Origin of the sequence: Caldicoprobacter guelmensis (assembly GCF_016908415.1) — a bacterium.
Taxonomy (GTDB): domain Bacteria; phylum Bacillota; class Clostridia; order Caldicoprobacterales; family Caldicoprobacteraceae; genus Caldicoprobacter; species Caldicoprobacter guelmensis.
Genome location: NZ_JAFBDW010000002.1, coordinates 261,021 through 287,266, shown reverse-complemented (window position 1 = coordinate 287,266; position 26,246 = coordinate 261,021). Strand labels below are relative to the sequence as shown.

Annotated in this window: 27 protein-coding genes; 10 read left to right on the top strand and 17 right to left on the bottom strand. The window is 44.1% G+C overall.

Annotation, left to right across the window (positions count from 1 at the left end; all coding sequences use genetic code 11):
• Positions 1 to 21: 21 nt before the first annotated feature.
• The 10 genes from nuoF to JOD02_RS03870 all read right to left on the bottom strand — a co-directional run bounded on the left by nuoF (position 22) and on the right by JOD02_RS03870 (position 7,708).
• Positions 22 to 1,818: an NADH-quinone oxidoreductase subunit NuoF gene (nuoF, locus tag JOD02_RS03915; RefSeq protein ID WP_204487094.1), complete on the bottom strand. Its 1,797-nt coding sequence runs from the start codon at positions 1,816 to 1,818 to the stop codon at positions 22 to 24.
• A 24-nt stretch (positions 1,819 to 1,842) separates the two neighbouring features.
• Positions 1,843 to 2,214 (bottom strand): (2Fe-2S) ferredoxin domain-containing protein, encoded by a 372-nt coding sequence (locus JOD02_RS03910; RefSeq protein ID WP_204487091.1) that lies wholly within the window; start codon positions 2,212 to 2,214, stop codon positions 1,843 to 1,845.
• Positions 2,211 to 2,765: an ATP-binding protein gene (locus JOD02_RS03905; protein ID WP_204487088.1), complete on the bottom strand. Its 555-nt coding sequence runs from the start codon at positions 2,763 to 2,765 to the stop codon at positions 2,211 to 2,213. The genes JOD02_RS03910 and JOD02_RS03905 overlap by 4 nt, the downstream gene beginning before the upstream one ends.
• A gap of 3 nt (positions 2,766 to 2,768) precedes the next feature.
• Entirely contained in the window at positions 2,769 to 3,257 is a 489-nt protein-coding gene (gene nuoE, locus JOD02_RS03900; RefSeq protein ID WP_204487369.1) for an NADH-quinone oxidoreductase subunit NuoE, read from the bottom strand.
• A 249-nt stretch (positions 3,258 to 3,506) separates the two neighbouring features.
• The gene (locus JOD02_RS03895) at positions 3,507 to 4,211 is read right to left on the bottom strand and encodes a PHP domain-containing protein (protein ID WP_204487086.1); all 705 of its coding nucleotides are present in this window, start codon (positions 4,209 to 4,211) and stop codon (positions 3,507 to 3,509) included.
• A gap of 76 nt (positions 4,212 to 4,287) precedes the next feature.
• The gene (locus tag JOD02_RS03890; RefSeq protein ID WP_204487083.1) at positions 4,288 to 4,644 is read right to left on the bottom strand and encodes a DRTGG domain-containing protein; all 357 of its coding nucleotides are present in this window, start codon (positions 4,642 to 4,644) and stop codon (positions 4,288 to 4,290) included.
• A gap of 6 nt (positions 4,645 to 4,650) precedes the next feature.
• A complete protein-coding gene (locus tag JOD02_RS03885; protein ID WP_204487080.1) occupies positions 4,651 to 5,976 on the bottom strand; it encodes a [Fe-Fe] hydrogenase large subunit C-terminal domain-containing protein in 1,326 nt (441 codons plus the stop codon).
• Between the two features lie 5 nt (positions 5,977 to 5,981).
• A complete protein-coding gene (locus JOD02_RS03880) occupies positions 5,982 to 6,422 on the bottom strand; it encodes an ATP-binding protein (RefSeq protein WP_204487078.1) in 441 nt (146 codons plus the stop codon).
• On the bottom strand, positions 6,423 to 6,776 hold the full coding sequence (locus JOD02_RS03875; RefSeq protein WP_204487075.1) for a DRTGG domain-containing protein: 354 nt from the start codon (positions 6,774 to 6,776) through the stop codon (positions 6,423 to 6,425).
• Positions 6,773 to 7,708, bottom strand: a complete 936-nt coding sequence (locus JOD02_RS03870; protein ID WP_204487073.1) for an SPOR domain-containing protein — start codon at positions 7,706 to 7,708, stop codon at positions 6,773 to 6,775. The genes JOD02_RS03875 and JOD02_RS03870 overlap by 4 nt, the downstream gene beginning before the upstream one ends.
• Positions 7,709 to 7,819: 111 nt before the next feature.
• Between JOD02_RS03870 and JOD02_RS03865 the strand changes: the two genes are divergently transcribed.
• Positions 7,820 to 8,575 (top strand): DUF6062 family protein, encoded by a 756-nt coding sequence (locus tag JOD02_RS03865; protein WP_204487071.1) that lies wholly within the window; start codon positions 7,820 to 7,822, stop codon positions 8,573 to 8,575.
• A 33-nt stretch (positions 8,576 to 8,608) separates the two neighbouring features.
• On the opposite strand, the gene JOD02_RS03860 is transcribed toward JOD02_RS03865, so the two are convergent.
• Positions 8,609 to 9,058 carry a deoxycytidylate deaminase gene (locus tag JOD02_RS03860; RefSeq protein WP_341534520.1) on the bottom strand — a complete coding sequence of 150 codons (450 nt, stop codon included), beginning with the start codon at positions 9,056 to 9,058 and terminating at the stop codon, positions 8,609 to 8,611.
• Between the two features lie 442 nt (positions 9,059 to 9,500).
• On the opposite strand from JOD02_RS03860, the gene groES reads away from it, so the two are divergent.
• Together groES and groL are read left to right on the top strand one after the other, a co-directional pair.
• Entirely contained in the window at positions 9,501 to 9,785 is a 285-nt protein-coding gene (groES, locus tag JOD02_RS03855; protein WP_204487068.1) for a co-chaperone GroES, read from the top strand.
• A 25-nt stretch (positions 9,786 to 9,810) separates the two neighbouring features.
• Entirely contained in the window at positions 9,811 to 11,427 is a 1,617-nt protein-coding gene (groL, locus tag JOD02_RS03850; RefSeq protein ID WP_204487066.1) for a chaperonin GroEL, read from the top strand.
• A gap of 61 nt (positions 11,428 to 11,488) precedes the next feature.
• On the opposite strand, the gene JOD02_RS03845 is transcribed toward groL, so the two are convergent.
• The gene (locus tag JOD02_RS03845; RefSeq protein WP_204487064.1) at positions 11,489 to 12,004 is read right to left on the bottom strand and encodes a DivIVA domain-containing protein; all 516 of its coding nucleotides are present in this window, start codon (positions 12,002 to 12,004) and stop codon (positions 11,489 to 11,491) included.
• 350 nt (positions 12,005 to 12,354) lie between these two features.
• On the opposite strand from JOD02_RS03845, the gene JOD02_RS03840 reads away from it, so the two are divergent.
• The 4 genes from JOD02_RS03840 to JOD02_RS03825 all read left to right on the top strand — a co-directional run bounded on the left by JOD02_RS03840 (position 12,355) and on the right by JOD02_RS03825 (position 15,174).
• On the top strand, positions 12,355 to 13,497 hold the full coding sequence (locus JOD02_RS03840) for an aldo/keto reductase (RefSeq protein WP_204487062.1): 1,143 nt from the start codon (positions 12,355 to 12,357) through the stop codon (positions 13,495 to 13,497).
• Positions 13,498 to 13,544: 47 nt separating this feature from the next.
• A complete protein-coding gene (locus JOD02_RS03835) occupies positions 13,545 to 14,033 on the top strand; it encodes a flavodoxin (RefSeq protein ID WP_243426317.1) in 489 nt (162 codons plus the stop codon).
• 29 nt (positions 14,034 to 14,062) lie between these two features.
• Positions 14,063 to 14,500 carry a (R)-mandelonitrile lyase gene (locus tag JOD02_RS03830; protein ID WP_204487058.1) on the top strand — a complete coding sequence of 146 codons (438 nt, stop codon included), beginning with the start codon at positions 14,063 to 14,065 and terminating at the stop codon, positions 14,498 to 14,500.
• A gap of 251 nt (positions 14,501 to 14,751) precedes the next feature.
• On the top strand, positions 14,752 to 15,174 hold the full coding sequence (locus JOD02_RS03825) for a MerR family transcriptional regulator (RefSeq protein WP_204487056.1): 423 nt from the start codon (positions 14,752 to 14,754) through the stop codon (positions 15,172 to 15,174).
• Between the two features lie 102 nt (positions 15,175 to 15,276).
• Here JOD02_RS03825 and JOD02_RS03820 read toward each other — a convergent pair whose 3' ends face one another.
• On the bottom strand, positions 15,277 to 15,807 hold the full coding sequence (locus tag JOD02_RS03820) for an ECF transporter S component (protein WP_204487054.1): 531 nt from the start codon (positions 15,805 to 15,807) through the stop codon (positions 15,277 to 15,279).
• Positions 15,808 to 16,124: 317 nt separating this feature from the next.
• Positions 16,125 to 18,779, bottom strand: a complete 2,655-nt coding sequence (locus tag JOD02_RS03815) for a calcium-translocating P-type ATPase, SERCA-type (protein WP_204487052.1) — start codon at positions 18,777 to 18,779, stop codon at positions 16,125 to 16,127.
• Between the two features lie 732 nt (positions 18,780 to 19,511).
• Between JOD02_RS03815 and JOD02_RS03810 the strand changes: the two genes are divergently transcribed.
• The 3 genes from JOD02_RS03810 to sfsA all read left to right on the top strand — a co-directional run bounded on the left by JOD02_RS03810 (position 19,512) and on the right by sfsA (position 22,725).
• The gene (locus JOD02_RS03810) at positions 19,512 to 19,766 is read left to right on the top strand and encodes a FeoA family protein (RefSeq protein WP_204487050.1); all 255 of its coding nucleotides are present in this window, start codon (positions 19,512 to 19,514) and stop codon (positions 19,764 to 19,766) included.
• Positions 19,748 to 21,607: a ferrous iron transport protein B gene (gene feoB, locus JOD02_RS03805; RefSeq protein ID WP_204487048.1), complete on the top strand. Its 1,860-nt coding sequence runs from the start codon at positions 19,748 to 19,750 to the stop codon at positions 21,605 to 21,607. The genes JOD02_RS03810 and feoB overlap by 19 nt, the downstream gene beginning before the upstream one ends.
• 428 nt (positions 21,608 to 22,035) lie before the next feature.
• Positions 22,036 to 22,725, top strand: a complete 690-nt coding sequence (sfsA, locus tag JOD02_RS03800) for a DNA/RNA nuclease SfsA (protein WP_204487047.1) — start codon at positions 22,036 to 22,038, stop codon at positions 22,723 to 22,725.
• A 14-nt stretch (positions 22,726 to 22,739) separates the two neighbouring features.
• Here sfsA and JOD02_RS03795 read toward each other — a convergent pair whose 3' ends face one another.
• The 3 genes from JOD02_RS03795 to pta form a co-directional block, all read right to left on the bottom strand.
• On the bottom strand, positions 22,740 to 23,765 hold the full coding sequence (locus tag JOD02_RS03795; RefSeq protein WP_204487045.1) for a dienelactone hydrolase family protein: 1,026 nt from the start codon (positions 23,763 to 23,765) through the stop codon (positions 22,740 to 22,742).
• A gap of 187 nt (positions 23,766 to 23,952) precedes the next feature.
• Complete coding sequence (locus JOD02_RS03790) at positions 23,953 to 25,152, bottom strand: acetate/propionate family kinase (protein ID WP_204487043.1); 1,200 nt, start codon at positions 25,150 to 25,152, stop codon at positions 23,953 to 23,955.
• A gap of 15 nt (positions 25,153 to 25,167) precedes the next feature.
• Positions 25,168 to 26,160, bottom strand: a complete 993-nt coding sequence (gene pta / locus JOD02_RS03785) for a phosphate acetyltransferase (protein WP_204487041.1) — start codon at positions 26,158 to 26,160, stop codon at positions 25,168 to 25,170.
• Between the last annotated feature and the right edge of the window lie 86 nt (positions 26,161 to 26,246).

The window sequence follows — 26,246 nt, the reverse complement described above, 5'->3', positions numbered from 1 at the left end:
CCTTTCCCTTCAAAGATGCGTCTACTGCTTTTTGATGGCATTAAACGGACATTTCTCAATGCATACGCCGCACTTAATACACTTATCGGCATCTATGCTATAAGGCTTCTTGCGCTCACCGGATATAGCACCCACTGGACAATTCCTAGCACACAGCCCACAACCCTTACACAGCTCAGCAATAATGACATAGCGCAACAGCGCCTGGCAAACGCCAGCAGGGCATCTCTTCTCCTTTATATGAGCTTCGTACTCGTCTCTGAAATAGCGTATGGTGCTGAGCACCGGATTAGGCGCCGTTTGTCCCAAACCGCACAAGGCAGCGGCTTTAATGTTCTTCGCAAGAAGCTCTAGCTTTTCTATATCCCCTTCCTGTCCCTTACCGCTGACTATCCTGTCCAGTATTTCCAACATTCTCTTAGTCCCTATGCGGCAGGGCGGACACTTGCCACATGACTCGCTCACCGTAAAGTCAAGGAAGAACCTGGCAATATCCACCATACAGGTATCCTCGTCCATTATGATAAGGCCACCCGACCCCATCATAGACCCAATTTGTATGAGAGATTCGTAATCGATAGGGGTATCCAGATGTTGGGCGGGTATACAACCACCAGACGGACCGCCCGTTTGAGCAGCTTTAAACTTCTTGCCGCCCGGGATCCCACCACCGATGTCGTATACGATTTCACGGAGGGTTGTACCCATTGGTACCTCCACCAAGCCGGTATTATTGATCTTCCCGCCCAGGGCGAATACTTTGGTCCCCTTGCTCCTCTCGGTACCAATAGAGCTAAACCACTCAGGCCCTTTAAGGATTATAGGCGGAATGTTCGCATAGGTCTCAACGTTGTTGAGAAGGGTGGGCTTGGAGAATACCCCTTTGATGGCCGGGAATGGTGGCCTGGGCCTGGGCTCACCCCTCTTGCCCTCGATAGAAGCCATGAGAGCGGTCTCCTCACCGCACACAAACGCACCCGCTCCAAGGCGTAACTCTATATCAAAGTTAAATCCGGTTCCAAATATGTCTTTCCCCAGCAATCCATATTCCCTGGCCTGTGCTATGGCTATAGTCAATCGCTTAACAGCTATCGGATACTCTGCACGCACGTAAATATAACCCTGGTCAGCACCCACAGCGTATCCTGCAATGGCCATGGCCTCAATGACGCTATGTGGGTCACCCTCAAGGATGCTTCGATCCATAAAAGCACCAGGGTCTCCTTCGTCAGCGTTGCAGCAGACATACTTCTTATCCCCCGGCGCCTTCCTTGTGAATTCCCATTTAAGTCCTGTTGGGAACCCTGCACCTCCTCTACCCCTCAAGCCAGACGCCTTAACAACCTCTATCACCTGTTCAGGCGTCATCTCGGTGAGCACCTTAGCCAGAGCCTTATACCCATCCATGGCAATATACTCTTCTATATTCTCAGGGTCTATAATACCGCAATTCCTTAGAGCTATCCTCATCTGCTTTTTATAGAATCCAACCTCGTCAAGCGATTTGATGGTCTGGTCTTGTGCTATGCTGTCGTGATACAAAAGTCGCTTTACAATCCTACCTTTAACCAGGTGCTCCTCGACTATTTCGGGCACATCTTCTGCTTTGACGCGGCTATAAAAAGCGCCCTCGGGATAAACTATCACTACAGGGCCGACTTCGCACAGACCAAAACACCCTGTCCTTACCACTTTCACCTCGTTCTTTATGTTGTGTTTTTCAAGCTCTTCGTTAAATTTATCTATAATAGCTGGAGAACCTGATGATGTGCACCCTGTCCCCCCACATACCAATACATGAGCGCGATACAGTTCCATGTTATCTACCTCCTCCCAAACACATCATTGCTGATCAGCCGCACCTATGGTGAACTCGGTAACCGGCCTACCGTTTACAATATGCTCTGCTACAATCCGCCTCACCTTTTCAGGGGTAAGCTTCACATAGGTGACCTTCTCTTCACCGGGCCTGTAGACCTCTGCCATGGGTTCCAGACGGCATACCCCTATACAACCGGTTTGAGTCACTATAACATCTTGAAGATTTCGCTTTTTTACCTCTTCTAAAAATGCCAAAAGCACTGGCCTTGCGCCAGCTGCAATACCGCACGTCCCCATTCCAACAACTACTCTGGTACCGTTCCTTTCTTTTCTTAAATTAACGGACTCCAAGGCCCGCTGTCTGATTTCCTCTAATTCCTTTAAAGTTTTCATGCTCCTCCACCTCCGCTTATTTCATCAATGCCTTCCTTTATATACTCCTTAATCCACTCAATCACTTCGGGATGATTTATCGGCAACTCTCCTAGCTTCTGCCGGACCTCTCGTGAATCAAAATACACCCTCCCTACCGGAGTGGTGTGGGTATATACAAAGTCTATCGTTGGATTGCAAGCAACCAACGTCACTAGAGTCTGCTCCATGCTGCCTAAAGGTGGACGGTCAATATGATGATATTCAAACTCCACCCTCACCTCGGTACCTTTTCCTGGCTGTGAGAAGATATAAACCCCACCATTGCAGGCCTGGGCAGCTGCCTCTACAAGCGACAACCCCAAACCCACCCTTCGGGTGGTCCGCGTCGTATAGAAAGGATCAGTAACCCTTTTAACCGTTTGAGAGTCCATTCCCCGACCGTTGTCCTTTATACTCAGTATGAGCCTGTCATTCTGTATATCCTCTGTTATCGATATTTCAATAAGGGTAGCTCCCGCGGCAACGGAATTTTGTACCAAGTCTAAAATATAAAGCGATATGTCCTCCATCCACTATTCATCCTTATATCTTGCAATTATCCCTTCCACGTCCTCCGGCTTGAGCCTACCGTATACATGGTCATTTATCATCATGACCGGAGCCAGGCCGCACGCTCCAAGGCAGCGCGTAGCTTCAAGCGTAAACTTGCCATCGTCGGTGGTATCCCCCACCTTAATATTTAGGATTTCCTGCAGCTTGTCCAGCACCTTTTGCGAACCCTTTACATAGCAAGCCGTCCCCAGACAAACTCCGATCTTGTACTTTCCCTTGGGCTTTAGAGTGAACTGGGCATAAAAGGTGGCCACGCCGTAAATGTCAGTTATTGGAATATTCAGTTCCTCCGCTATATAGTTTTGTACATCCAACGACAGGCAACCAAATATCTCCTGGGCCTTTTGGAGTATAGGCATAAGCGGTCCTTCCTTGCCTTTATACTCCTCAATCACCTTCTTAAATTCTTCAAACTTTTCCTTATCCTCTGTCAAAACAGATACCGCCATGGTCATACTTCCCTCCCCTGTTACTTTATTGAATAAATCGCCGACTTGAATCAAAAATACATATCTCATCTACCAGCTACCAATATACTACGAATGTCTCTACGACTACACATTAAAAAATTAAACCGTATCAGACAAATTACAAACACTACTCAACAAGAGTTATTATCTCATATAATCGCGTTACAATCAAGAGTATTTGCTATTATTTTAACGAATTTTGTTGTAAAATTTTTTGTTTTAATTCTGTTAAACAACAGATAAATCTTTAAACCACTGTATAACAGCAGCTAATGATACATTATATACGTCTATTAACATTCTTCTTTCAAGTATTTGGCCCAATTGATGAGCATCCGATGAATAAACTCGCTTGTATTCTCGAAAATACATTGTGTAATTCGTGTCAAACTTCGAAAATTCTAAAACCTTAAAGGGCAAGTTTGTAGGGATAAAACCGAGCTGAGAAATGATGCTGTAGGAAGTGCGGTCGACATGAGCTGGCACAACAATCCCTTTTCTTTGCAAAACCTGATATACTACCTGTTCAACCGATAATTCAACAGATGAAAGCAACAAATCCTCTCTCTGGCCTATGATTTGATCCTTTTCATCCATTATATACTGATTCCCAAAAATCTCTGGTACATTTGGTATCCAAGGCATAAAATTACGTATATACGCGTCAAAATCAAGCAGATTCTGTAAATTTTCAAAATAGCACAGCAAATGAACCTCTTCTTTTGTCTGAACCTCCATACCCGGCAATACCAAAATACGGCCGTCAGCAACATTCATGACGGCCTTAACGTTGTCACAGCTGTTGTGGTCAGTTACGGCTATCACATCAAGCCCCTTTAAAATAGCCATGTTAACGATGTTGTTTGGGGTCATGTCATCATCGGCACAAGGGGACAGCGCCGAGTGTATATGAAGGTCCACCGCTATTTTCATCATAGTTTCCCCTCAAAAAAATAAAAGTTTGTCTTAAGAGACAAAGGCGGATCAAAAGCCACATCTTACCTTTGCTTCAGCTCGCATCGTTGCGCACAGGCACAATGCCCATTTGATACAATTTTCCCACCAGCTCAAAAGCCGTTAAATTAGACGAAAGCACTATTACCCCTTCTTCTTCTGCCTTGTCCAAGACCTTGCGTTCCACCTCTATGCCTTCGGGGATTATTACACAAGCCATCTCAATTAATGCAGCCACAGCCACTACATTCATGTGCGTCTGCACGGTAATCCACGCCATTCCTTTTTCCCCTTTTGCCATCACCCTGCTCAAAAGGTCACAGCAATAACCGCTTGATACCTCTCGTTCCAAAAATTTTTCTCCTGCCAATACCTTAAGGCATAAAGCCTCGACCATTTGCGATACTTTCATCCAACTTCACTCCTGCCTTTCGTTTTCCTTTTTGCCTCCTGGGATTTTTTCAGAAAGCTCTATCATTTCCTGTGCCAGCTGTTTTACCTTTTCCCTCAATTTAAACACACAATCCAACTCAGAAGCAAAACCCCTCACTATATCTTCAGCCAAGGTTCGACAGCTGGGTGAACCACAGGAACCACAGTCAAGCCCTGGCAAACTGTTGTATATTTCCTCTATCATTTCCATCTTTCTCATGGCTTCAACTATATCATCATCCAACTTCATCACAGGTTTAGGAGGTATCTTTTCATCAAGCCGCCATTGTATCTTTTGCGCAACTTCTTGCAATTCTTTTTCTGAAACCGGGTTACCCTTTGCCTTTTCAGACAGCTTCCTTATACGGTTTTTTGCTACAAATCCGTTCTCAACGGTAAGCGGACCACCTACACATCCACCGGGACAGGCCAACCCTTCAAAATATTCCAGGTCAGTCAGCTTCTCATCCTCTATCTCTTCAAGCACCCGTATGACGTTCTGTATACCGTCAACCGCCAGGTAACTATCAATCCCAAGTGAGAGGCACGCTCCCCCAGAATTGGCCCATCCCACTCCAAAGGGCGACGCCATCTGCACAACGTCTTCCTCTTTCAGGTTGTTCATCTGGTTGTAGAGTGGGCCGTATATCTCCTGGATGGAAATTGCCCCATCCACCGAAGATTCCTTCCTGCCCACCGGATTCCGTATGCTGGTCATCTTAGCCGCGCAGGGCGTGATGAAAAATACCCCCACCTCTTGAGGCTTTACGCCGTGCTTTTCACAAAATTCGGTCCTGGCAAGCTGTGCAGCAATTTCCATGGGCGAATCAACATCCACTATATTATCTATCAGCTCAGGAAAACGCACCTGAATAAGCCTGACAATGGCCGGGCAGGCTGAGGATATGAGAGGCCTTTTGCGATTTGGATCCTTAAGCGCTTCCCTGACAAAAGCGGTCACATAATCTGCTCCCCTTGCTACCTCATACACGTAGTCAAAACCCAGCTTCTTAAGTCCTGCAAGAATTACCTTTATGTCGTCTACATTTTTAAACTGGCCATACAGGGTGGGGGCCGGCAGCGCTATGCGATATCTAAACTTCTCGATAGAAGATAAAGAGTCAGTAACCGCTACCTTTGCATGATAAGGGCACACCCTTATGCATTCTCCGCAGTCTATACACCTCTCCGCAATTATCCTGGCTTTGCCATCCCTCACCCTTATGGCCTCAGTAGGGCACCTCTTTATGCAATTGGTACATCCCCTACACTTGTCCTTTCTCAAAGTAACAGAATGGTAATATTCCTTCAATTCCCTCACCTTGCTTTTATGTCAAAATATATCTCCACCAGCGTTCCCTCTCCCACTTTGGATTGAATGTTCAAACGGTCAGCATTGCGTTTAATGTTGGGAAGGCCCATTCCTGCACCAAACCCCAGCTCCCTTGCTATCTCAGGAGCTGTAGAGTATCCCTCCTGCATGGCCAAATCTATGTCTGGGATGCCAGGCCCTTTATCCTCGGCCGTTATAATGATAGTCTCAGGGGTTACCTTAAGCTTCAGCTCCCCACCTATAGAGTGTATTATCAGGTTCATTTCAGCTTCATAGGCCGCTATGGTAGCCCGACGTACAACACCCGAATCAACACCCAATTGCTTCAGCGTTTTCTTTATTTGACTAGAAGCCTCACCTGCCGAAGCAAAATCCCCGGCCTTGATATAAAACACCTGTTCAATCGAACGGTTATTTCCCCCCATCTACAACTCCCTCGTACACCCTGGTAATCCAGCGCTATACAGCCTTCCACACGCCTCATACATGGTGTATTCGGTTACAAGGACAACAACGCCCATCTTTCTAGCCATGTCAACAACTTCATTAGCCGGCATTCGCCCCCCTACGAATACTATAGCAGTAACTTCCAGTATCTCAGCCATCTTTATAACATGGGCATTTGTAAGACCGGTAAGCAATACCGTTTGATTTTTTACATAAGATAATATATCGCTCATCAGGTCTGAGGCACAGGCTGAAAACACTTCCCTATCCAACAACTCCTGGCCTGTCAACAACTTGGCATTGAGCAGACGGCATATTTCTTCTATTTTCAATTGCCAGTTCCCCCTTGTTCACTCGTTATGTTATCTATATATTGCTTGTACCTATAAACCATATCAATATAAGTATACTTTATTTTTGACGAAGTTGCTACCCTGTCCGCGACATTTTCGGCTAATATTCCGTTAAGGCTTTCGATACAATTTTGGTAAAGGTTTTGAAGTCCTGTCAATATAGGATTGCTTTCCTGGGTAACCAAATACGTTTTGAGCTGCTCGAGGGTAGAGTTAAACTCCTCAACCGTTGCTTTCAGAACTTTCTTGGCGTCCTCCACCGATATCGCTGATGTATCTAATTTTTTCACCATATCCTCCAGCGCCTTAACTTTATCAATCCATATCGAAAAGGCCGATTTTATGCTGTTTACCTTATCAGCCACAGCGGTTATCTCTAATTTGACACCCGACGCCGAAATCAAGTATATCTGGCTTTCTATCCCCTCCTTCTGCAACTGTTGCTTTACTTTTTGGGCATCACCCTCAGAAGCATAACCCATGGCCAAAAGGCGAAAATATTTATCATTTAAAATATACCCCGCCCCGCCTTTCGCCCTGAGTTCACTGGCAGCCATTTCAGCATTTTCCTTGCTCGAAAAAGCTCCCAGTTGGATGGTATACAGATTAAAAGGAACTATGTCAAGCTGTTCTGTAACTTTTTGGATATTACCTTTATCCAAACTCTCATTCGGAGCGGTATCGGCTTTATCAGGAACAGTAAGCTGAGTATCAGGCACTCCAATAGAAGCATCCCCTTTACCCGAGTTAGCGCTGGTGAAATTGTTCAGAAAAGACGTAATCAGTCGGCTTATGAAATTGCCGGCTGCACTGGCAGATCCTATATATACCACCAAAAACAATAAAAGCCCTAAGAATACTATCCAAGTATAACGATTTCGTTTTCTCCTCTTTAACCTCGAGTAACGCATAAAAATTCCTCCTTTAAGCTACAAACTTCATAGTTATATCTATGGCAGGTCCACTTGATTTATGATAAAATAGTAGCCAGAACTTGCTAGATCTAAGTATGGAGGTTAGCGATGAAATACCACATTGATACCATTCCAGTATGGGACGCTTATCATGAAGGAGGGGAGTGTCCCTTATGCAACCTGGAAAACAGGATAGAAAAAAGCTATGTGGAATCCTTCCTTGGGGGCTCAGTGATGGAACCAGATACTCGAATAGAAGTCAATCAAATAGGGTTTTGTCCACACCATTTTAAACTGTTATACGACGCTCAAAACCGTTTAGGCCTTGCTTTAATGACCCATACCCACCTCAAAGAGTTTATGGAGAAGTTTGAAAAGCATTGCAATGCGGTTTTGAAAGCAAGCAAAACTAGAAATGCTTCTACATTAAGCAGCATAATCAAAGGAAGAAAAGAGATACAGCAGCTCACAGTCGAATTTGAGGAATGGCTCATCAAGCAACATGAGCAGTGTGTAATCTGCAATAGGATGTCAAATACCATGAACCGGTATGCCTACACTATCCTCTACTTGTGGGACACAGAAAAAGAATTCAAAAAAACCCTTGAGGCTTCAAAGGGGTTTTGCCTCAAACACCTGCTATTAACCATAAAAATATCCAGAGAGACGCTGCCTGCACACAAGCAAGCCCTCTGGCTGGCCGATGTAATCCCCATTGAAATCAAATCTTTCCAAGGCCTGGAACAGGAACTTTTTCAGTTTATAAATAAATTCGACTATCGAAACCAAAACAAACCCCTGGGAAGTGCGAAAGATTCTCTCCCACGCACCATACAGAAGCTCACAGGAAAATTTATTGATTAATTATGTTCAACAAAGAGTTGGCATACAAAACCACTACTCTTCGTATTTCTCGAGGCTTACTCCAACCGTGGTCAGTATATGCGTTGCAAGCTCGTCAGGGTAAGGATATTTGTATACAACCCTCTTTATTCCGCTGTTGATAATAAGCTTGGCACATATGACGCAGGGCTGGTGAGTACAGTACATAGTAGCCCCATCAATTGAAATTCCCATCTTGGCCGCCTGGGCAATGGCATTTTGTTCAGCATGAACCGCATAGCAGAACTCATGATGAGTGCCGGAAGGTATATTCGCCTTGCGCCTTAAACATTCTTCCCTTTCAATACAGCTGGTATACCCCGACGGAGCACCATTATAGCCGGTAGTCAAAATCCGCTTATTTTTTACTATGACCGCCCCTATCTTCCTGTTTGGCTGATAGCAGCTCGACCAGTTGGCAATGACTTCTGCCAGCTCCATAAACCTCTTATCCCACTTATCCACAGACCCTTCCCTCCTTCAACACTACTTAAACACATTCTACTTGCTAAAATTTTTTATACACTTGGTGTACCAGAACTTTTCGGCAGCGTTTGAGCCTTTACCAATTACGCCTATGGGTATTATACTGTAAAAATCACAGGCTTACAATTTTTTGACATCAAAATTGCTTTTCTTCTATTTTTTTAATTTTAATCAGAATTTGTAGAGAACTTAAAAATCACATCTTTTTCTAAATACAGCAAGTAAAAAAACGATTTTATGGTTTATTTTATGAATTTCGAAATATTTGATTAAAATTTGCCTAAAACAGTATTTGCCATCCCCTTATCTTTTATATAAACTATTTACTGTGATTAGCACTCACCAATGATGAGTGCTAATAGAAAGGGCTTAAAACAAACCGTCACAAAAAACACAACTATGAAAAAGGAGGGTTAATGCCATGAAGTTAAGACCATTGGGTGACAGGGTTGTAATCAAAGCTTTAGAAACTGAAGAGACCACAAAGGGTGGCATTGTTTTGCCGAGCTCTGCAAAAGAGAAGCCCCAGATGGCTGAGGTTATCGCTGTAGGTCCTGGTGGCATGGTCGATGGCAAAGAGATTAAGATGGAAGTGAAAGTGGGCGACAAGGTCATCTATTCCAAATACGCTGGTACAGAAGTCAAACTGGACAATGAAGAATACATTATAGTTCGTCAAAGCGATATACTTGCAGTAGTTGAATAAAAACTAAAAAAGGAGGTAGATACATATGGCCAAACAAATAATTTACGGAGAAGAAGCCAGAAGAGCGATAGAGCGTGGCGTCAACAAATTGGCCGATACTGTGAAGATAACCCTTGGTCCCAAAGGGCGTAATGTTGTATTGGAGAAGAAATATGGTTCTCCACAAATCGTTAACGATGGCGTAACCATTGCAAAAGAGATTGAAGTGGAAGACCCATTTGAGAATATGGGCGCTCAGTTGGTCAGAGAAGTTGCCAGCAAGACAAACGACGTAGCTGGTGACGGTACCACCACAGCAACGGTTCTGGCACAAGCCATCATTCGTGAAGGGCTAAAGAATGTAGCAGCAGGCGCTAACCCCATGTTGTTAAAGAAAGGCATCCAAAGGGCAGTAGATGCAGCTGTTGAAGCCCTCAAAAAGCTCAGCAAACCTATTGAAAGCAAAGAGGCTATTGCTCAAGTAGCTTCCATTTCTGCTGGCGATGAGACCATTGGTCAATTGATTGCCGATGCCATGGACAAGGTCGGCAAGGACGGCGTCATCACTGTCGAAGAGTCCAAGTCTTTGACCACTGAAGTAGAGATTGTGGAAGGTATGCAATTTGACAGAGGGTACATTTCGCCCTACATGGTAACCGATACTGAAAAGATGATTGCCGAGCTGGAAGAGCCATTGATTTTGATCACCGACAAGAAGATCAGCAACGTGCAAGATTTATTGCCAATACTCGAGCAAGTGGTACAACACGGCAGAAAACTGTTGATCATCGCTGAGGATATCGAAGGCGAGGCCTTGGCAACGCTGGTTGTCAACAAACTGAGAGGCACTCTCATCAGCGTTGGCGTAAAGGCTCCTGGATTTGGTGACAGGCGCAAAGCCATGCTGCAGGATATCGCTATCCTGACAGGGGGTACAGTGATTTCCGAAGAGGTAGGCCTCACTCTCAAGGAAGCCACCATTGATATGCTGGGCCGTGCCGCTAAGGTAACTGTGGACAAAGAGAATACCACCATTGTAGGCGGTGCTGGCGACCCGAAAGAGATCAAGAACCGTATCGCCTCCATCAAAGCCCAGATTGAGGAGACCACTTCTGACTACGACAGAGAGAAATTGCAAGAGCGTCTTGCCAAATTGGCTGGCGGCGTAGCTGTAATCAAAGTCGGTGCAGCAACCGAGACCGAAATGAAGGAGAAAAAGCTGAGAATTGAGGACGCTCTCAACGCTACCAGAGCTGCTGTTGAAGAGGGTATCGTTCCTGGTGGTGGCGTAGCGCTCATCAAAGCTATAGAAGAAGTAGAAAAACTCCAGGCCGAAGGCGATGAACTGACAGGTATCAACATAGTAAAACGCGCTTTAGAAGAGCCGCTCCGTCAGATCGCCATTAACGCCGGTATGGAAGGTTCCGTGGTAGCTGAGAGAGTGAAAGCCAGCAGCGACAAGTACTTTGGTTTCGATGCTCTGAAAGGCGAATACGGCGACATGGTGGCCAAAGGTATAATTGATCCTACCAAAGTTACTCGTTCAGCATTGCAGAATGCCGCCAGCGTAGCGGCCATGGTTCTCACCACCGAGAGTTTAGTGGCTGAGATACCCGAGAAAGAACCAGCAGTGCCGGGTGGCAAGAATCCTGAAATGTATTGATGATAAGAAGCGGTTGCTTAATAAAAGGAGCAACCGCTTCTGCTGTTTCTATTACATTACATCATGACACGCTAAGCAAACCAGCGTTTTCTTCTTCGCTATTCTTATCGCATTCCATATCCTCTTCTTCTGCAAAAATTGAATCAGTCAAATCTTTAGATTTGAGGTAGTTGATTTCAGAATAAAAGTTTTCCATTAGGGTACATACCATATATTCAAACTCCAACAGCTGGCGCCGTATCTCCTTACACCTTGCTTTCCATTTATTCTTCTCCATCTCCAGTTGGTACATCTCAGCCGCGATCTTCTGACGCCCTTCTTCTATGATAGCCTGAGCTTTTTGTTCAGCCCTGACCAATGCCTTTGAGATGTAAGCCTCCCTCTCAGAAAATTCCTCCAATTTTTTCTCTAGCTCCTTGAGCTGGGATTTTATCTTGTTGTTTTCTTCCATAAGCTGCAACATACGTTCCTTTTTCTTAGAAAGCTCTTCCTCGTAATCCTTGCGCATATCGGAAAGGTATTTTTCAACCTGGCGCCTGTTATATCCCAGTATTGCAATGCTAAACACCCTCTTCATTTGTCCTAACCCCCCTTGTAGATAATATACAACATCTGTCCTGTAAATTTTGTAAATTTATGGAGTCGAATAGCATCTTTTTATATCGATAATATCTGCTTGTAAAACACTTTGCCACTTCTAAAGGTTTTTCAAATAAAGGTATTGACTTGGAGTTAACTCCAGCATTTATATTTTAATTGTAAACCAATAATATTGGGGGTGTTACATATGGAAAAGCGAAAACTCGGAAAAAGTGGCCTTAAAATTTCAGCAACCGAACTTGGCTTATTAAATGGTAAAATTGAGTTAAAATGAAATTGAAGAACAGTAGTTATTTGAATTCTAAAATTAATAATGGAGGTAGGCCTATGCAATACAGAGATTTTGGAAAAACAGGTGTGAAAACTTCCCTTCTGGGATTCGGTGCTATGAGACTTCCTATACTGGGGGAAAATCCGTCTCAAATTGATGAAGAAAAGGCAATAGCGATGATTAGATATGCCATCGAACATGGTGTAAATTATGTTGACACCGCATATCCGTATCACATGGGAAACAGCGAAAAAATAGTGGGGAAAGCTTTAAAAGATGGATATAGAGAAAAGGTTTTGCTTGCCACTAAATCTCCTGTATGGCAAGTCGAAAAACACGAAGATTTTGACAGATATTTGGATGAACAATTAGAAAAACTCCAAACTGACCATGTGGATATGTACCTAATGCACGCTCTCAACAAGGAAAGATGGGAAAAAATAAAAACTTTAAAGTTCGCAGAGTTTTTTAATAGAGCGAAAATGCAAGGAAAAATTAGATTTGCTGGTTTTTCGTTCCATGACAAATATCCTGCTTTTAAAGAAATAGTTGATGGCTATGATGGATGGGAATTTTGTCAAATCCAACTGAACTACATGGATGTTAACTATCAGGCAGGATTGAGAGGGTTAAAGTATGCTGCTTCTAAGGGCCTTGCGGTAGTGATAATGGAACCGTTGAAAGGTGGAAAATTAGCTAGGCTTCCACAGAAAGCAAAGGACATTCTCCACAGTAACGGAAAAAATTGGTCTGAAGTGGAATGGAGTTTCAGATGGCTTGGGAATTTTCCGGAGGTTGCTGTTATACTGAGTGGAATGAGTACCTTAGAACAAGTTAAAAAGAATGTTGAAATTATAAAGAATGTGACTCCAAATAACTTGAGTGAAGTTGAGCTGAAACTAATAGAAGAGGTAAAGAAAACCTTAGAATCTTTTGCAGTAATAAATTGTACAGCATGCGGTTACTGCATGCCGTGTCCAAGCGGTGTGGATATTCCTGAAAATTTCAGGTTGTACAATGAAGCTGTTATGTTCGGCGATTGGACAGGTGGAAGGTCTACATACAGATGGTTCATGGGGCAGAAAATATCTGCGTCTTTTTGCAAGGAGTGTGGAGAATGTCTTGGTAAATGTCCTCAAAAATTAGATATTCCCTCTCTTCTCAAAAAAGTTAACATGGAACTTACAGGGATAAAATGAGAGTGAATAGCTGAAAAATGATGCTTTTTGAAGGAGGTATACAGAAATTGGCATCCTCAAAAATTCTTGTTACTTTTTTTTCTCATAGTGGAAATACAAAAGTGATAGCAAAAAAAATACAGCAATTAACTGGTGGTGATATGTTCGAGATTAAAACGATAAAGAGCTATCCGGAAGATTATTACAAAACAACTGAAGTGGCAAAGGAAGAAAAAAGACAGAATGTCAGACCGGAACTTGCAAATAAGTTAGACGATATAAGTTCCTATGAAGTGATCTTCCTCGGCTATCCTAATTGGTGGGGAACTATGCCGATGGCAGTATTCACATTTTTAGAATCTTATGATTTTTCGGGAAAAACCATTGTTCCATTTTGCACCCATGAAGGCAGCGGAATGGGAAACAGTGAACGAGATATCAAGAAACTCTGCCCCAACGCAGAGGTACTGTCCGGTATAGCCATAAGAGGAAGCAATGTTAACAGAGCGGATAAAGACCTCGCCGGCTGGCTTATGAGACTTGGTTTTATATCATAGGGTATCGTAGCTGAGAGGGGGAAAAAAGGATGGACAAAATTGAATCAAGAGACTCAAGTTTCAAAATAATTTTCCCGAAAGGGCAACAAATTCAAAATGCCTATTTTATAGGAACAGTCTGGGTTGAAAGATTGGTACCTAACGACGGTATCTTTAATTGTACAGTATCTAATGTTACTTTTGAGCCGGGGGCACGGAATAACTGGCATAAACATCCTGGTGGACAAATTTTGCTCATTACTGGAGGAAAAGGCTATTATCAAGAAGAAGGCCGTCCTGTACAATTAATCAAAGAAGGCGACGTTGTAAAAATCCAGCCTGATGTAAAACATTGGCATGGAGCTGCACCGGATAGCTGGCTTTCGCATATCGCCATTACCACCAACCCTCAAAAGGGTGAAGTTATATGGATGGAACCTGTTTCTGATGAATATTATTCACACCTTAAAATAGAAGAAGATAAATAGCCAAAAATATGCAGATCACACTCGTTTTGTAAACTTTTATCGAATAATCACTGAAGATTGATTTAAACAGCTTTAAGCTAATATAATTGAACTATTAAGAAAATGTTTAGAACAATATAAAATTATAATTTTAACATGAATTATATCCGAATTTTTTAATAGTAGCACATGTAGTGCTACTATTAAAAAACCCCTTGACCTGGAGTTAACTCCAGATTATAAATGATATTGAAGATTGGAGGTAAAAGCGCATGACGATTGCAGAAGTAAGCAAAAAATATGGCCTTACGCCAGATACACTCCGCTACTATGAGCGTATTGGGCTGATCCCCCGGGTAAATCGCAACAAAAGCGGTATCCGCGAATATACAGAGGAAGACTGCAGGTGGATTGAATTTATTAAATGTATGCGCAGCGCAGGTGTTCAAGTTGAAACGCTCATTGAGTATGTCACGCTGCTCCAACAAGGTGACAAAACTATAGAGGCCAGAAAGCAAATCCTTATCGAACAGCGTGATAAACTCATATCCCGTATTGAAGAAATGAATAGAGCCTTGGAAAGACTAAATTTTAAAATTGAACAATATGAAACAAGGCTTATTCCGGTAGAAAATGAGTTGAAAAGCCCTGCTCAAGATATGCTGACTGCCAAAATACAAACTGTTGAACGATAAAATTTTGGAGGCCTTCAATAGTTAAAGGGAGGCCCCCTTACTATCATTTGTATAATTAACCGAAATTGACACCGCAAGTTGAAATCAATCATCGCAACCCTTTTACCTTTTTATCCCAAAACCAACATCTTTCAATCTCTCTACAGCCTTAGACAGTGGCAAGAAAATCACTGCCCCCACCAGTGCCTGGCCGATGTTTGCAAAGAAGTTGGGTATGTTAGCCCTCCAATCCACAATCCTTATTATATACACCTCAAAAATGTAATACCCAACTGCCATCCACAAACCTGCAAGGGCGACTCCCAGCAGCTTTCTCGACCACGACACACTGCCATGAGGTACATAGAGAAAATATCCGGCAATGCCACCCATGATGCCTTTTATGATAAACGTTGCGAACATATAAAGAGGATAGCCTAAGTACAGGTCTGCCAAAAATGAGCCCAACCCGCTTACCACCGCAGCCACATATGGCCCCAGGACCAGACCGCTTAAATAGATCACGCTATCGCCTGCATGATAGTATGCGGCCTTGGCAAAAGGGGAAGGTATCTTGGTAAAAGCCGTTATCACAAACACCAGTGCTGATAAAATTCCCGCAAGGACAATTTTTCGTAAACCCCATGAGCCCATATATCTTCCTCCCTCCGTCTATCCTTAAAACTTCAAGCGAGGCAGGGATACCCAGAAATACCCATCAAGGATAATCCCCGCCATCCAGCCTTTGTTGGTATTATAATACCTTCATTTGGGCTTATGGAGCAAATAACAAATACTTATATCCCCTCAGAAATAGCATTATAACGATACAATTGCGTTCCCTCAGTAATTAGATGTGTCCTTCCTTCAATAAAATTGAGTGAAACTTCCCCATCACATTTACACACCCTCTATATTGGGCATTATTGTGTCTTAGCTAGGGTAAGCAGGCGCAAATATCATCAAGCGCATCATTCCTCATCTTTGGTAGTATTGTATCCTAGCAGTTTCACAATCTCCACCACAGCCAGCCGTGCCAAGGCAAGAACTACTACCCACATCCACTGTCTTAAACTTAAAGGAGCCACATTAAACACATCCGAGAGGAATGGCACCACCATCACCGAAATCTGAAGCAAGGCCGAAACAACAACAGCCCCCACCACGTAGCGATTTGTCAAAAAACCAATCCTAAATATAGAGTATTTGTTGGAGCGCACATTAAACACATGTACCAGCTCGCCAAAAGTCAAAGCCGCAAAGGCCATGGTTCGCCCAACATCCAATCCATCCTTTAGACCTATTGTAAAAGCAGTAAGGGTCAAAATGCCGGTTAAAAAACCTTGATAAACAATCCGCCTCACCATGCCCCTGCTGAAGATCCTGGTTTTGGGGTCCCTGGGCTTTTTATCCATAATATCCCGCTCTGCGGGTTCCATGCCCAGTGCCAATGCCGGGAAACTATCGGTTACCAGATTAATCCACAGAATATGAATAGGCAGCAGCGGCTCCTCCCAGTTGAGCATGGTAGCGATAAAGATCACCAGTATTTCTCCCACGTTGCATGAAAGCAAATATTGAATTGCCTTGAGGATGTTTGCAAATATGATCCTTCCTTCCTCCACCGCCGCAACAATGGTGGCAAAGTTGTCATCGGTGAGCACCATATCAGCCGCACCCTTAGCCACATCGGTACCTACTTGCCCCATTGCTGCCCCAATATCAGCCATTTTAAGTGCTGGGGCATCGTTGACCCCATCTCCCGTCATGGCCACTATCTCACCCCAGGCCTGCCATGCCTTGACAATTCTCACTTTGTGTTCAGGAGATACACGGGCGTACACCGAGATTTTCCTGACGCGATCTTTAAACTCCTCATCGCTCATCTGGTCCAGCTCAACACCGGTAATGGCTTCTTCGTCCCTCTCTAAAATCCCCAGCTGCCGTGCAATAGCCACCGCCGTAACCTTATGGTCGCCTGTAATCATAACAGGTTTTATACCTGCCTTGCGGCATATCTTGATGGCCTCCTTGGCCTCAGGACGCGGAGGGTCAATCATGCCCACCAGACCAACAAAGATTAAGCCGTTCTCCAGGTCTTTCTCCTTATCGGCATAATTCAAATTTTCCATGTCTTTATAAGCCATACCCAATACCCTCAATGCCTGGGAGGCCATTTCATCGTTAGCCTTATGAATGGCCTGTCGGAGTTCATCGGAGAAGTCGACAATCCTCCCATCCAGCAGTATCCTGTTGCACCGCAAAATCAGCCGATCAGGCGCACCTTTAGTAAATACCCGGTAGCCATCCCCTAGCTTATGTATCGTTGTCATGAGCTTTCTATCTGAATCAAAGGGTAGCTCATCAACCCTAGGCATATTTGCATCCAAAATGTCCTTATCAAGTCCAACCTTAAACCCCAGATGTACCAGTGCCGTTTCAGTAGGATCACCTATGGTCTTTTTGTTATCCCCTTCCATTATGACCTGCGTATCATTGCACAATACACCCGTCGTTATAAGCAGGTTAAGGTGGTCATCCAGTTCTTTTTGTCCTTCAATGTCACCGACGTTTATTATCCTATTGCCATAACAAACCTGCTGGACAGCCATGCGATTTTGCGTTAGCGTCCCCGTTTTATCCGAGCATATGATGGTAGCGCTGCCCAGGGTCTCCACAGCAGGCAGCTTTCGTATGATGGCATTGCGCCTTGCCATGCGCTGCACTCCTACCGCCAGGACTATGGTCACTATAGCCGGCAATCCTTCTGGTATAGCCGCCACTGCAAGGCTGACAGAAGTCAAAAACATCTGAAAAATCTCTTTGCCGTAGAGTATACCAACAATAAATATGACTCCACAAATGGCCAGAGCAGCTGTACCCAACGTCTTGCCCACAAGCTCCATGCGCTTTTGAAGCGGCGTTACGGTTTCTTCTCCTGTCTGTATCATTTCGGCGATCTTGCCCATCTCGGTATCCATGCCTGTGCTCACCACTATGCCCTTTCCCCTGCCGTAAGTCACGATGCTCCCAGCATATGCCATATTGACTCTGTCGCCCAGGGGCACATCCTCCTTTTCCAGCTTACCGCTGAACTTTTCAACAGGCACCGATTCACCGGTAAGGGCTGCCTCCTCAATCTTCAAGTTAGAAGTCTCTAAAAGCCTGATGTCAGCCGGGACGAAATCACCGGCTTCTAAAACCACCACATCCCCTGGTACAAGCTGCGATGCCGGCACCACATCGGGCATGCCATCCCTTACGACCTTGGCTGTAGGCGATGCCATTTTTTTCAAAGCTTCCAACGCCTTTTCAGCCTTGCTTTCCTGAACTACTCCCAAAATAGCATTTAACACCACGATGAGCAGTATTATAAAGGCATCGGTTATCTCTCCAAGCAAACCCGATACGATGGCAGCAGCTATCAGAACAACAATCATGAAGTCTTTAAATTGTTCAAGGAACATCTGAAAAACCGTCTTCCTGCCTCTTTCTTTAAGTTCATTAAGACCATACTTTTCAAGACGCCTATACACCTCTCCTCTTGAAAGGCCCTTTGAAAATGAGGTTAAGAGGACCTTTTCTATATCTTCCTTAGATAAGACATGCCATGCTCTTTTTTCCATATGATATACCACCCCTATTGTTTAATTTTTACAAAAGTCCCATAGGACGAAGGCATTTACAAGCATTATTATCCTTAATACTTTTAACGGCAATACATCCCACCCAAGTTGAAATAACAATCATTACATTAATGAAAGCAAAGATATGATATAATTACGAGAACCAACAAATATTTATCTTTTTCCTGCCAACTTAATTAAAATATATTTAAACTACAAAAAAACCTTTGCCTGACAGCTATTTGCCAGACAAAGGTCTCATCCTCAGACATAAAGTCTGCCTTCCAACCGGGCACTACGTTTGCTCACAAGCAGTGCCGTACTGACGATTGGAAGCGTTGCCCAGGCAAATTCAGGGCAACGGATTACTCCCCTTTAATTCTATGATGTTGTTTTTCTGATTGTTAATATTATAAGAAAAATTTGACATTGTCAATACAAATAACTTAAAATGCCTATTGACAATGATTCTCATTTACATTAAAATGGTTATGGAAAATTCAAAGTGATTTAGTAGGAATTGTTGTTGATAATAATTATCATTATCGCAAATTATTTTATTCTGGCTTAAAATTTAATATTGCCTTTTAACTTTGCTGCTTATTAAGGATTCGCTTGAATGTATAAACGGCAATAGTAAGATCTACTTTATTAACACTGTAATTTTGATGTAAAAAATTAAAACCTTTAGCAAAACGATCACAAAATATATCTTTAGAAGGGAGAGCTGCCATGACGCTGGATCAAGTAAACAAAGGTCAAAAGTTCCAAATAGTATTAATTCCTGACAAGCACATCAGCGCGCAGGCCATACGCTTAGGCATACACGAAGGTGCTATACTCACTTGCGTATATAAATTCCCTGCCGGGCCTGTGGTCATCCAAAACGGCATGCAGGAGATAGCCATAGGCAGAGGCCTGGCCAGTAAGATCCAGGTAAAATTATTAGATAAGGGGGATGCAAAGAAATGCAGTGCCACAATTTGACCGAAAAAATAGATATCAACAAGGATGCCAAGAAGCTGGTACTAGTCGGCAACCCCAACGTCGGGAAGTCGGTATTTTTCAACGCCCTCACAGGGTCATATGTAGACGTCTCCAATTTCCCTGGCACTACAGTGGATATAAGTTCCGGGCGATACAAGGATATGGTTGTCATGGACACGCCCGGCGTGTACGGGGTATCATCCTTTAACGATGAAGAACGTGTAGCCAGGGACGTCATACTGTACGCCGACATCATCCTCAACGTAGTTGATGCCCTACATATAGAGCGTGACCTGTTTCTCACGCAGCAAATTATCGATATGGGCAAGCCAATGGTGGTAGCCCTCAACATGATGGATGATGTGAGAAAAAACGGCATAGAAATCGATATTGATAAGCTGTCCCAGGAGCTAGGGGTACCAGTAATTCCTACCGTTGCCGTCCAAGGAGAAGGGATAGAAGAGATAAAAGAAGCCCTTGCCCATGCAAGGACCGGCAATAGACTCCCCATCGTGGAAGAAAACTTGCACACAGTTCGTCACTTGGTGGATGAAGACTCAGAAGCCCTATTGGTGCTTGAAGAAGACCAAAATATCATAGCCCGCCACAACATAAGCGGAATCACAGGCATGAGGGAACAAATCTACCAGGCCAGGCGTGCTAGAGTTGACGAAATAGTCAAAGAGGTAGTACGCTATACCAATCGCGGCGCTTCTTTTTCTGTGAAGCTTGGGAGATGGATGTTATCTCCGTTGACAGGAATACCCATACTACTCGTGGTCCTGTGGCTTATATACCAATTTGTGGGCGTATTCGTGGCACAGACAGTGGTTGGCTGGACAGAAGAGATAATCATGGGCAAATACTATTATGAATTTATAATGCGGGCATTAGAACCCATACTGGGGAATGAAAGCTTTTTGGCACAGCTCCTCATAGGCGAATTTGGAGTGCTCACCATGACACTCATATATGTATTGGGCCTGCTACTACCGCTGGTAGTAGGGTTTTATCTTGTACTGTCCATCATGGAAGACTCGGGATACCTGCCCAGGGTGGCGGTACTCACCGACCGAAGCTTAAACTCCCTCGGACTTAACGGTCGCGCCATCATTCCCATAATCCTGGGATTTGGTTGCGTCACCATGGCCACCATTACAACCCGTATACTGGGTTCTAGGCGAGAAAGGTTCATAGCCACCATGCTCCTTGGCCTAGCCATTCCGTGTTCTGGACAGCTTGGAGTCATCGCCGGTCTTTTGGGACCGCTTGGCATAAAAATGGCCGCACTTTACGTATTGGTGATATTCATAGTCTTTGCACTTACGGGCACACTTTTAAATAAAGTGGTCCCCGGAAAATCCTCCGACCTCATGATAGACCTTCCACCCTTGCGCCTGCCGCGCATGGGGAACGTCCTTAAGAAAACCTACGTCAAATCAAAGATATTTATCACCGAAGCAGGTCCTCTCTTCCTGCTGGGCGCCGTCATCATAACCATACTTCAATACACTGGACTCCTTAATTTAATAGCCGATGGTTTTGCTCCAATAATTGAGGGATTTTTAAAGCTTCCCCGTCAAACAGCGGTAGCCTTTATCATGGGAATAATAAGGAGGGACTTTGGTGCTGCCGGCCTCAATGACATGGTATCCCAGGGCCTTTTAAACCCAGCGCAAGTCGTTGTAGCGCTAATAGCCATAACCCTGTTTGTCCCCTGCATAGCAGCCATCATGGTGATCTTCAAGGAAAGGGATTGGAAGGAAGCCCTTTTGATATGGCTGGGAAGCTTTGCAATTTCATTCTTGACCGCCGGAATAGTGGCACAAATTATAATATGATTGCGAGGTGCTCAATATGCATGTACAGTGTCCCACATGTAAGATGCTTGTCAATATAGAAAAATACATCAGGTGTCCCAGATGCCATACCCTCATCTTACAGCCCACGGGTTGCGCTGGTTGTAAGGGGTGCTCACTCAAAGGACTGTGCCCTTCGGAAAACCGAGTTAAAGAGAAACAATAGCCTGTTATCCAGACTCTTTCTACAATATATACCAGAAGAGCAAGCACTGGGTAGCCCCAGTGCTTGCTTAAATCTTATGGGAATTTAACAATACTACAAAGACAGTGTAGAAAGGTGTATAATAAAGTAAAAATCAGATTAGGTAATTGCAAAATTATAGCGCTATGAATTACAGTTAGATACATTAATGGAATACAAAGGCTATAAAATGGGAGGAGGCAGCATCCATCACAGCTGACGAAATATGAAATTTAATTATGACATGCTATATGGAAAATTCATATGCAGGCCCAATCGCTTTATCGCACATGTGGATATATCAGGAGAGGAAATTATCTGCCATGTTCCCAATACGGGGCGGCTTAAGGAGCTGTTGCATTCTGGAGCAGAAGTGGCAGTTTCGTACTACCCATTCCCCCATCGCAAGACCAAATATGAGCTCCAAATGGTGAAAAAGAAGGGAAGCTGGGTGTCCATACATTCCCAGCTTCCCAATATCCTTGCTGCAGAAGCCATCACAGCTGGTATAATTCAAGAATTGCAAAATTATACCATTATAAATAAAGAAGTCCCATACAACGACAGCCGATTTGACCTGCAGCTTATAGGCAAAGATATCTGCTTTGTTGAGGTCAAAGGAGTCACACTGGAACTGGAAAACTGGAGCTTCTTCCCCGACACCCCAACTCAGAGAGGCCGCAGGCACATTGACGGGCTTATACAAGCCGTTAATGATGGTCATCGGGCTGTTTTGCTCTTTGTCGTTCAAATGGACTATGCAAAAGGCTTTAGCCCCAATGTCCATATGGACCCTGCGTTTGCACAAAAAGTCAAGGAAGCCGCCCATACCGGAGTGGAAATATTGGCGTATAAATGTCGGGTATCGCCATACGAAATAAGGATCTCAGAAAAAATACCGGTAATATTATTATGACACGACAAGGTTCATTATAGCCATTTTAAAAGCCATTGGTACGCTTTCCTGCCTGATATCTGGTGCTGTCCCTCAAAGAAATCCTTATCCAATTTTTCACGAGCCCCTAAGACTTCATATATTTTCTCTAGCTTAGCAAATGCTTTTCGGGTAGCTTCTATGGGAAATATAGGGTCTTGGGTACCTGACTCTATGAGCAGAGGCCTTGGAGCTATGAGACCTATTATATCGGGCATTTCAGCGTACTGTATAATCCCAGGTATGAAGTTATCTATACAATGGTAAATGGACATTACGCTGTCCTTAAAAGTATTTGCATAGCCGCTGATGACCGCAGCCTTAATTCTCTCATCCAAAGCGCTTGTAAAAGCACATACCAGTCCACCCCCAGAAATGCCCATACAGCCTATTCTATCAGGGTCCACTTCGCTATGGGTTAAGAGATAATCTATGGTACGCATAACCTCATACACTCGTATTCCAGCCATTGTTTTGCCCATCATTAACAAATTAATTGATATTTTGTAACAAGAACTCTCTCCTTTATAGGCTTTTGCTGCATCCTCCTCAAGTGTCCTGTCACCAAATCCAATGAGTTCAGGTGCTATGACCAAAAATCCCCTCTTTACCAGCTCAACAGCAAAATTCTTCTGATACCCAATATCCCCCGTTTTCTCACTGCCGTCAAAATTAAGCCCCACTATATCCTTGCTTCCATACCCATGGCCGTGGCATGCTACAACAGCTGGCAGCTTGCCTTTTATATTCTTCGGAATCAATACATAAGCGAGCATTTCTAGATCTTCTAAAGTGTTAAATACAACCCGCTGTCTTACATAATCGTCAAGCTCCTTTTGCTCCACAATTTGTGGATTTAAATCCACTTTTCCTTCTGGTAAACCACCCAGGCATTCTATAAATACCTTCTTCAAATCATTCCTCCACATTCTCCATTCATCAATGTTCCTAGCATTAAACTCGTATTTAGGTACTGTCATATTATACATTTTTTCCAAAAACTTATCCGGCCTTACAGCCATGGTCATCCCCCCTAATCCAAATACTTATTACAAAAAAAGGATATCAAGGTGTCACTTCCCCTGATATCCATTTTCGTCCACTTGCTACATCCATACTTGCAATCTATCGCAAATCAATTATATATATGTGATCCCTCCCACCTATAAAAAGGAAATGGACTCACCTGGAGATCGTAAAACCTAGCCATCAGCCAACCAATTCCTTGGTCTCCCTGGCTATCATAAGCTCCTCATTGGTTGGAATAACCAGTACTTTAACTGTGGAATCAGCTGTGGATATTTCACCCTCTTTACCTTTCTTGGTATATTCGTTTTTCTCCTTATCTATCTTTATGCCCAAAAACTCTAAACCTTCACAGGCTTTTTGGCGGATGTAAGGGTTATTTTCACCTATACCTGCCGTGAAGACCACACAGTCCAGTCCGCCCATAGCTGCAGCGTATGCCCCAATATATTTCTTTATAGAATAAGCAAATATGTCCAATGCCAATCGTGCCCGCTCATTCCCCTCATTTGCAGCCGTCTCCAAATCCCTAAAATCGCTGCTCACGCCCGATATGCCCAGCACTCCCGACTCCTTGTTCAAATAATGATTGATCTCCTGATAGGTCATACCCTCTTTTTCCATAAGGAAAGTGATAATTGCCGGGTCAATGGTACCGCAGCGTGTACCCATAGGTAAGCCTTCCAAAGGGGTAAAACCCATGCTGGTATCCACCGACTTGCCGTGCTTAACAGCAGCAATGCTGGACCCATTGCCCAGATGACATGTAATTATTTTAAGGCCTTCTATAGGCCTACCCATCAGATTGGCAGCCCTCAAAGCCACATATTTGTGTGAAGTGCCATGGAATCCATAACGCCTTATGCCATATTTTTCATAAGCGCTATAAGGAATGGCATAAATATATGCTTCCTTTGGCATTGTCTGGTGAAAAGCCGTGTCAAAGACGGCTACCATGGGGGTATTCGGCATAACGCTCTTACAAGCCTCTATACCGGTTATGTTTGCTGGATTGTGAAGGGGAGCCAGTTCACTGTTTGCCCTTATGGCCTCCATCACCTCATCATTTATTATAACCGAACCAGAAAACTTTTCACCCCCGTGAACCACCCTGTGGCCCACCGCAGAAATCTCCGACATGTCCTTGATTACCCCATACTCGGGATGTATCAGTGCATCTATGACCATCCTCACAGCCTGCACGTGGTCCTTGATATCTGCCGTTATCTCAATCCTTTCCTTGCCAGCAGGTATATGAGACAGCTTAGAGTTGTCTATCCCTATCCGTTCAGCTAAGCCCTTTGCCAAAACAGACTCATCTGTCATATCGATAAGCTGATATTTCAACGAGGAGCTCCCGGCATTTATAACCAAAATCTTCATCCTTCGCCCCTCCCCTTACTGTTGTTGAGCCTCAACCGCCGTAATTGCAATTACGTTGACGATATCCTCGGCGCTACAGCCTCTCGACAAGTCATTGACCGGCTTTGCCAGTCCTTGGCTTAATGGCCCCAGCGCCATAGCCTTGGCCAACCTCTGAGTAAGCTTGTATGCGATATTGCCGGCATTGAGGTCAGGGAATATGAGAACATTGGCCCTGCCCCCTACTGGGCTATCAGGGCACTTTTTCTTGGCCACTTCCATATCCAGAGCGGCGTCAGCCTGAAGCTCTCCATCTATCAGCAAGTCAGGCATCATCTGCTTTGCAATGCGCGTGGCCTCCCTCACCTTATCAACCGATTCGTGCTCGGCACTTCCCTTTGTGGAGAATGAGAGCATGGCTACTCGAGGCTCCATGCCCACCAGCACCTTTGCAGTCCTAGCCGCAGCCACAGCAATGGCCGCCAACTCCTCAGCAGTAGGATTAGGGTTCAAACCGCAATCAGCATAGATGAACACCCCGTTCTCGCCGTATGGGCAGTCAGGCACTTCAATGAGAAAACAGCTGGACGCCACCGAGATCCCCGGCATGGTCTTTATGATCTGCAAAACCGGCCTCCATACGTCAGGCGTGCTGTGCACCGCCCCGGCCACCATTCCATCGGCATCCCCCAGCTTGACCATCATGGAACCGTAGTAAAGCGGGTTTTTCATAAGCTCCCTGGCCTTTTCATGGGTCATACCCTTGTGTTTGCGAAGCTCCACCAGCTGTTCAACGTAAAAGTCAAATTTATCGGAGCCCTCTGGCTCTATAATTGTGGCAGCCGTTAAATCCAACCCTGCTGCACTCTTGTAAATCTCTTCTTTCTTGCCCAGCAGGATTATATCGGCTATGCCCTCCCTCATAGCTATTTCTGCCGCTTTCAGCGTTCTGTCATCATTGCTTTCTGGGAGGACTATGCGCTTTTTACATGACTTTGCCTTGCTAATGATAGATTCCATTACACCCATAGAATATACCCCTTTCAGCAAAAATTTATTTTAGCCAATTGCACAAAAAAACAACCCATTTAATATTCTACATAAAACGTTAAAAT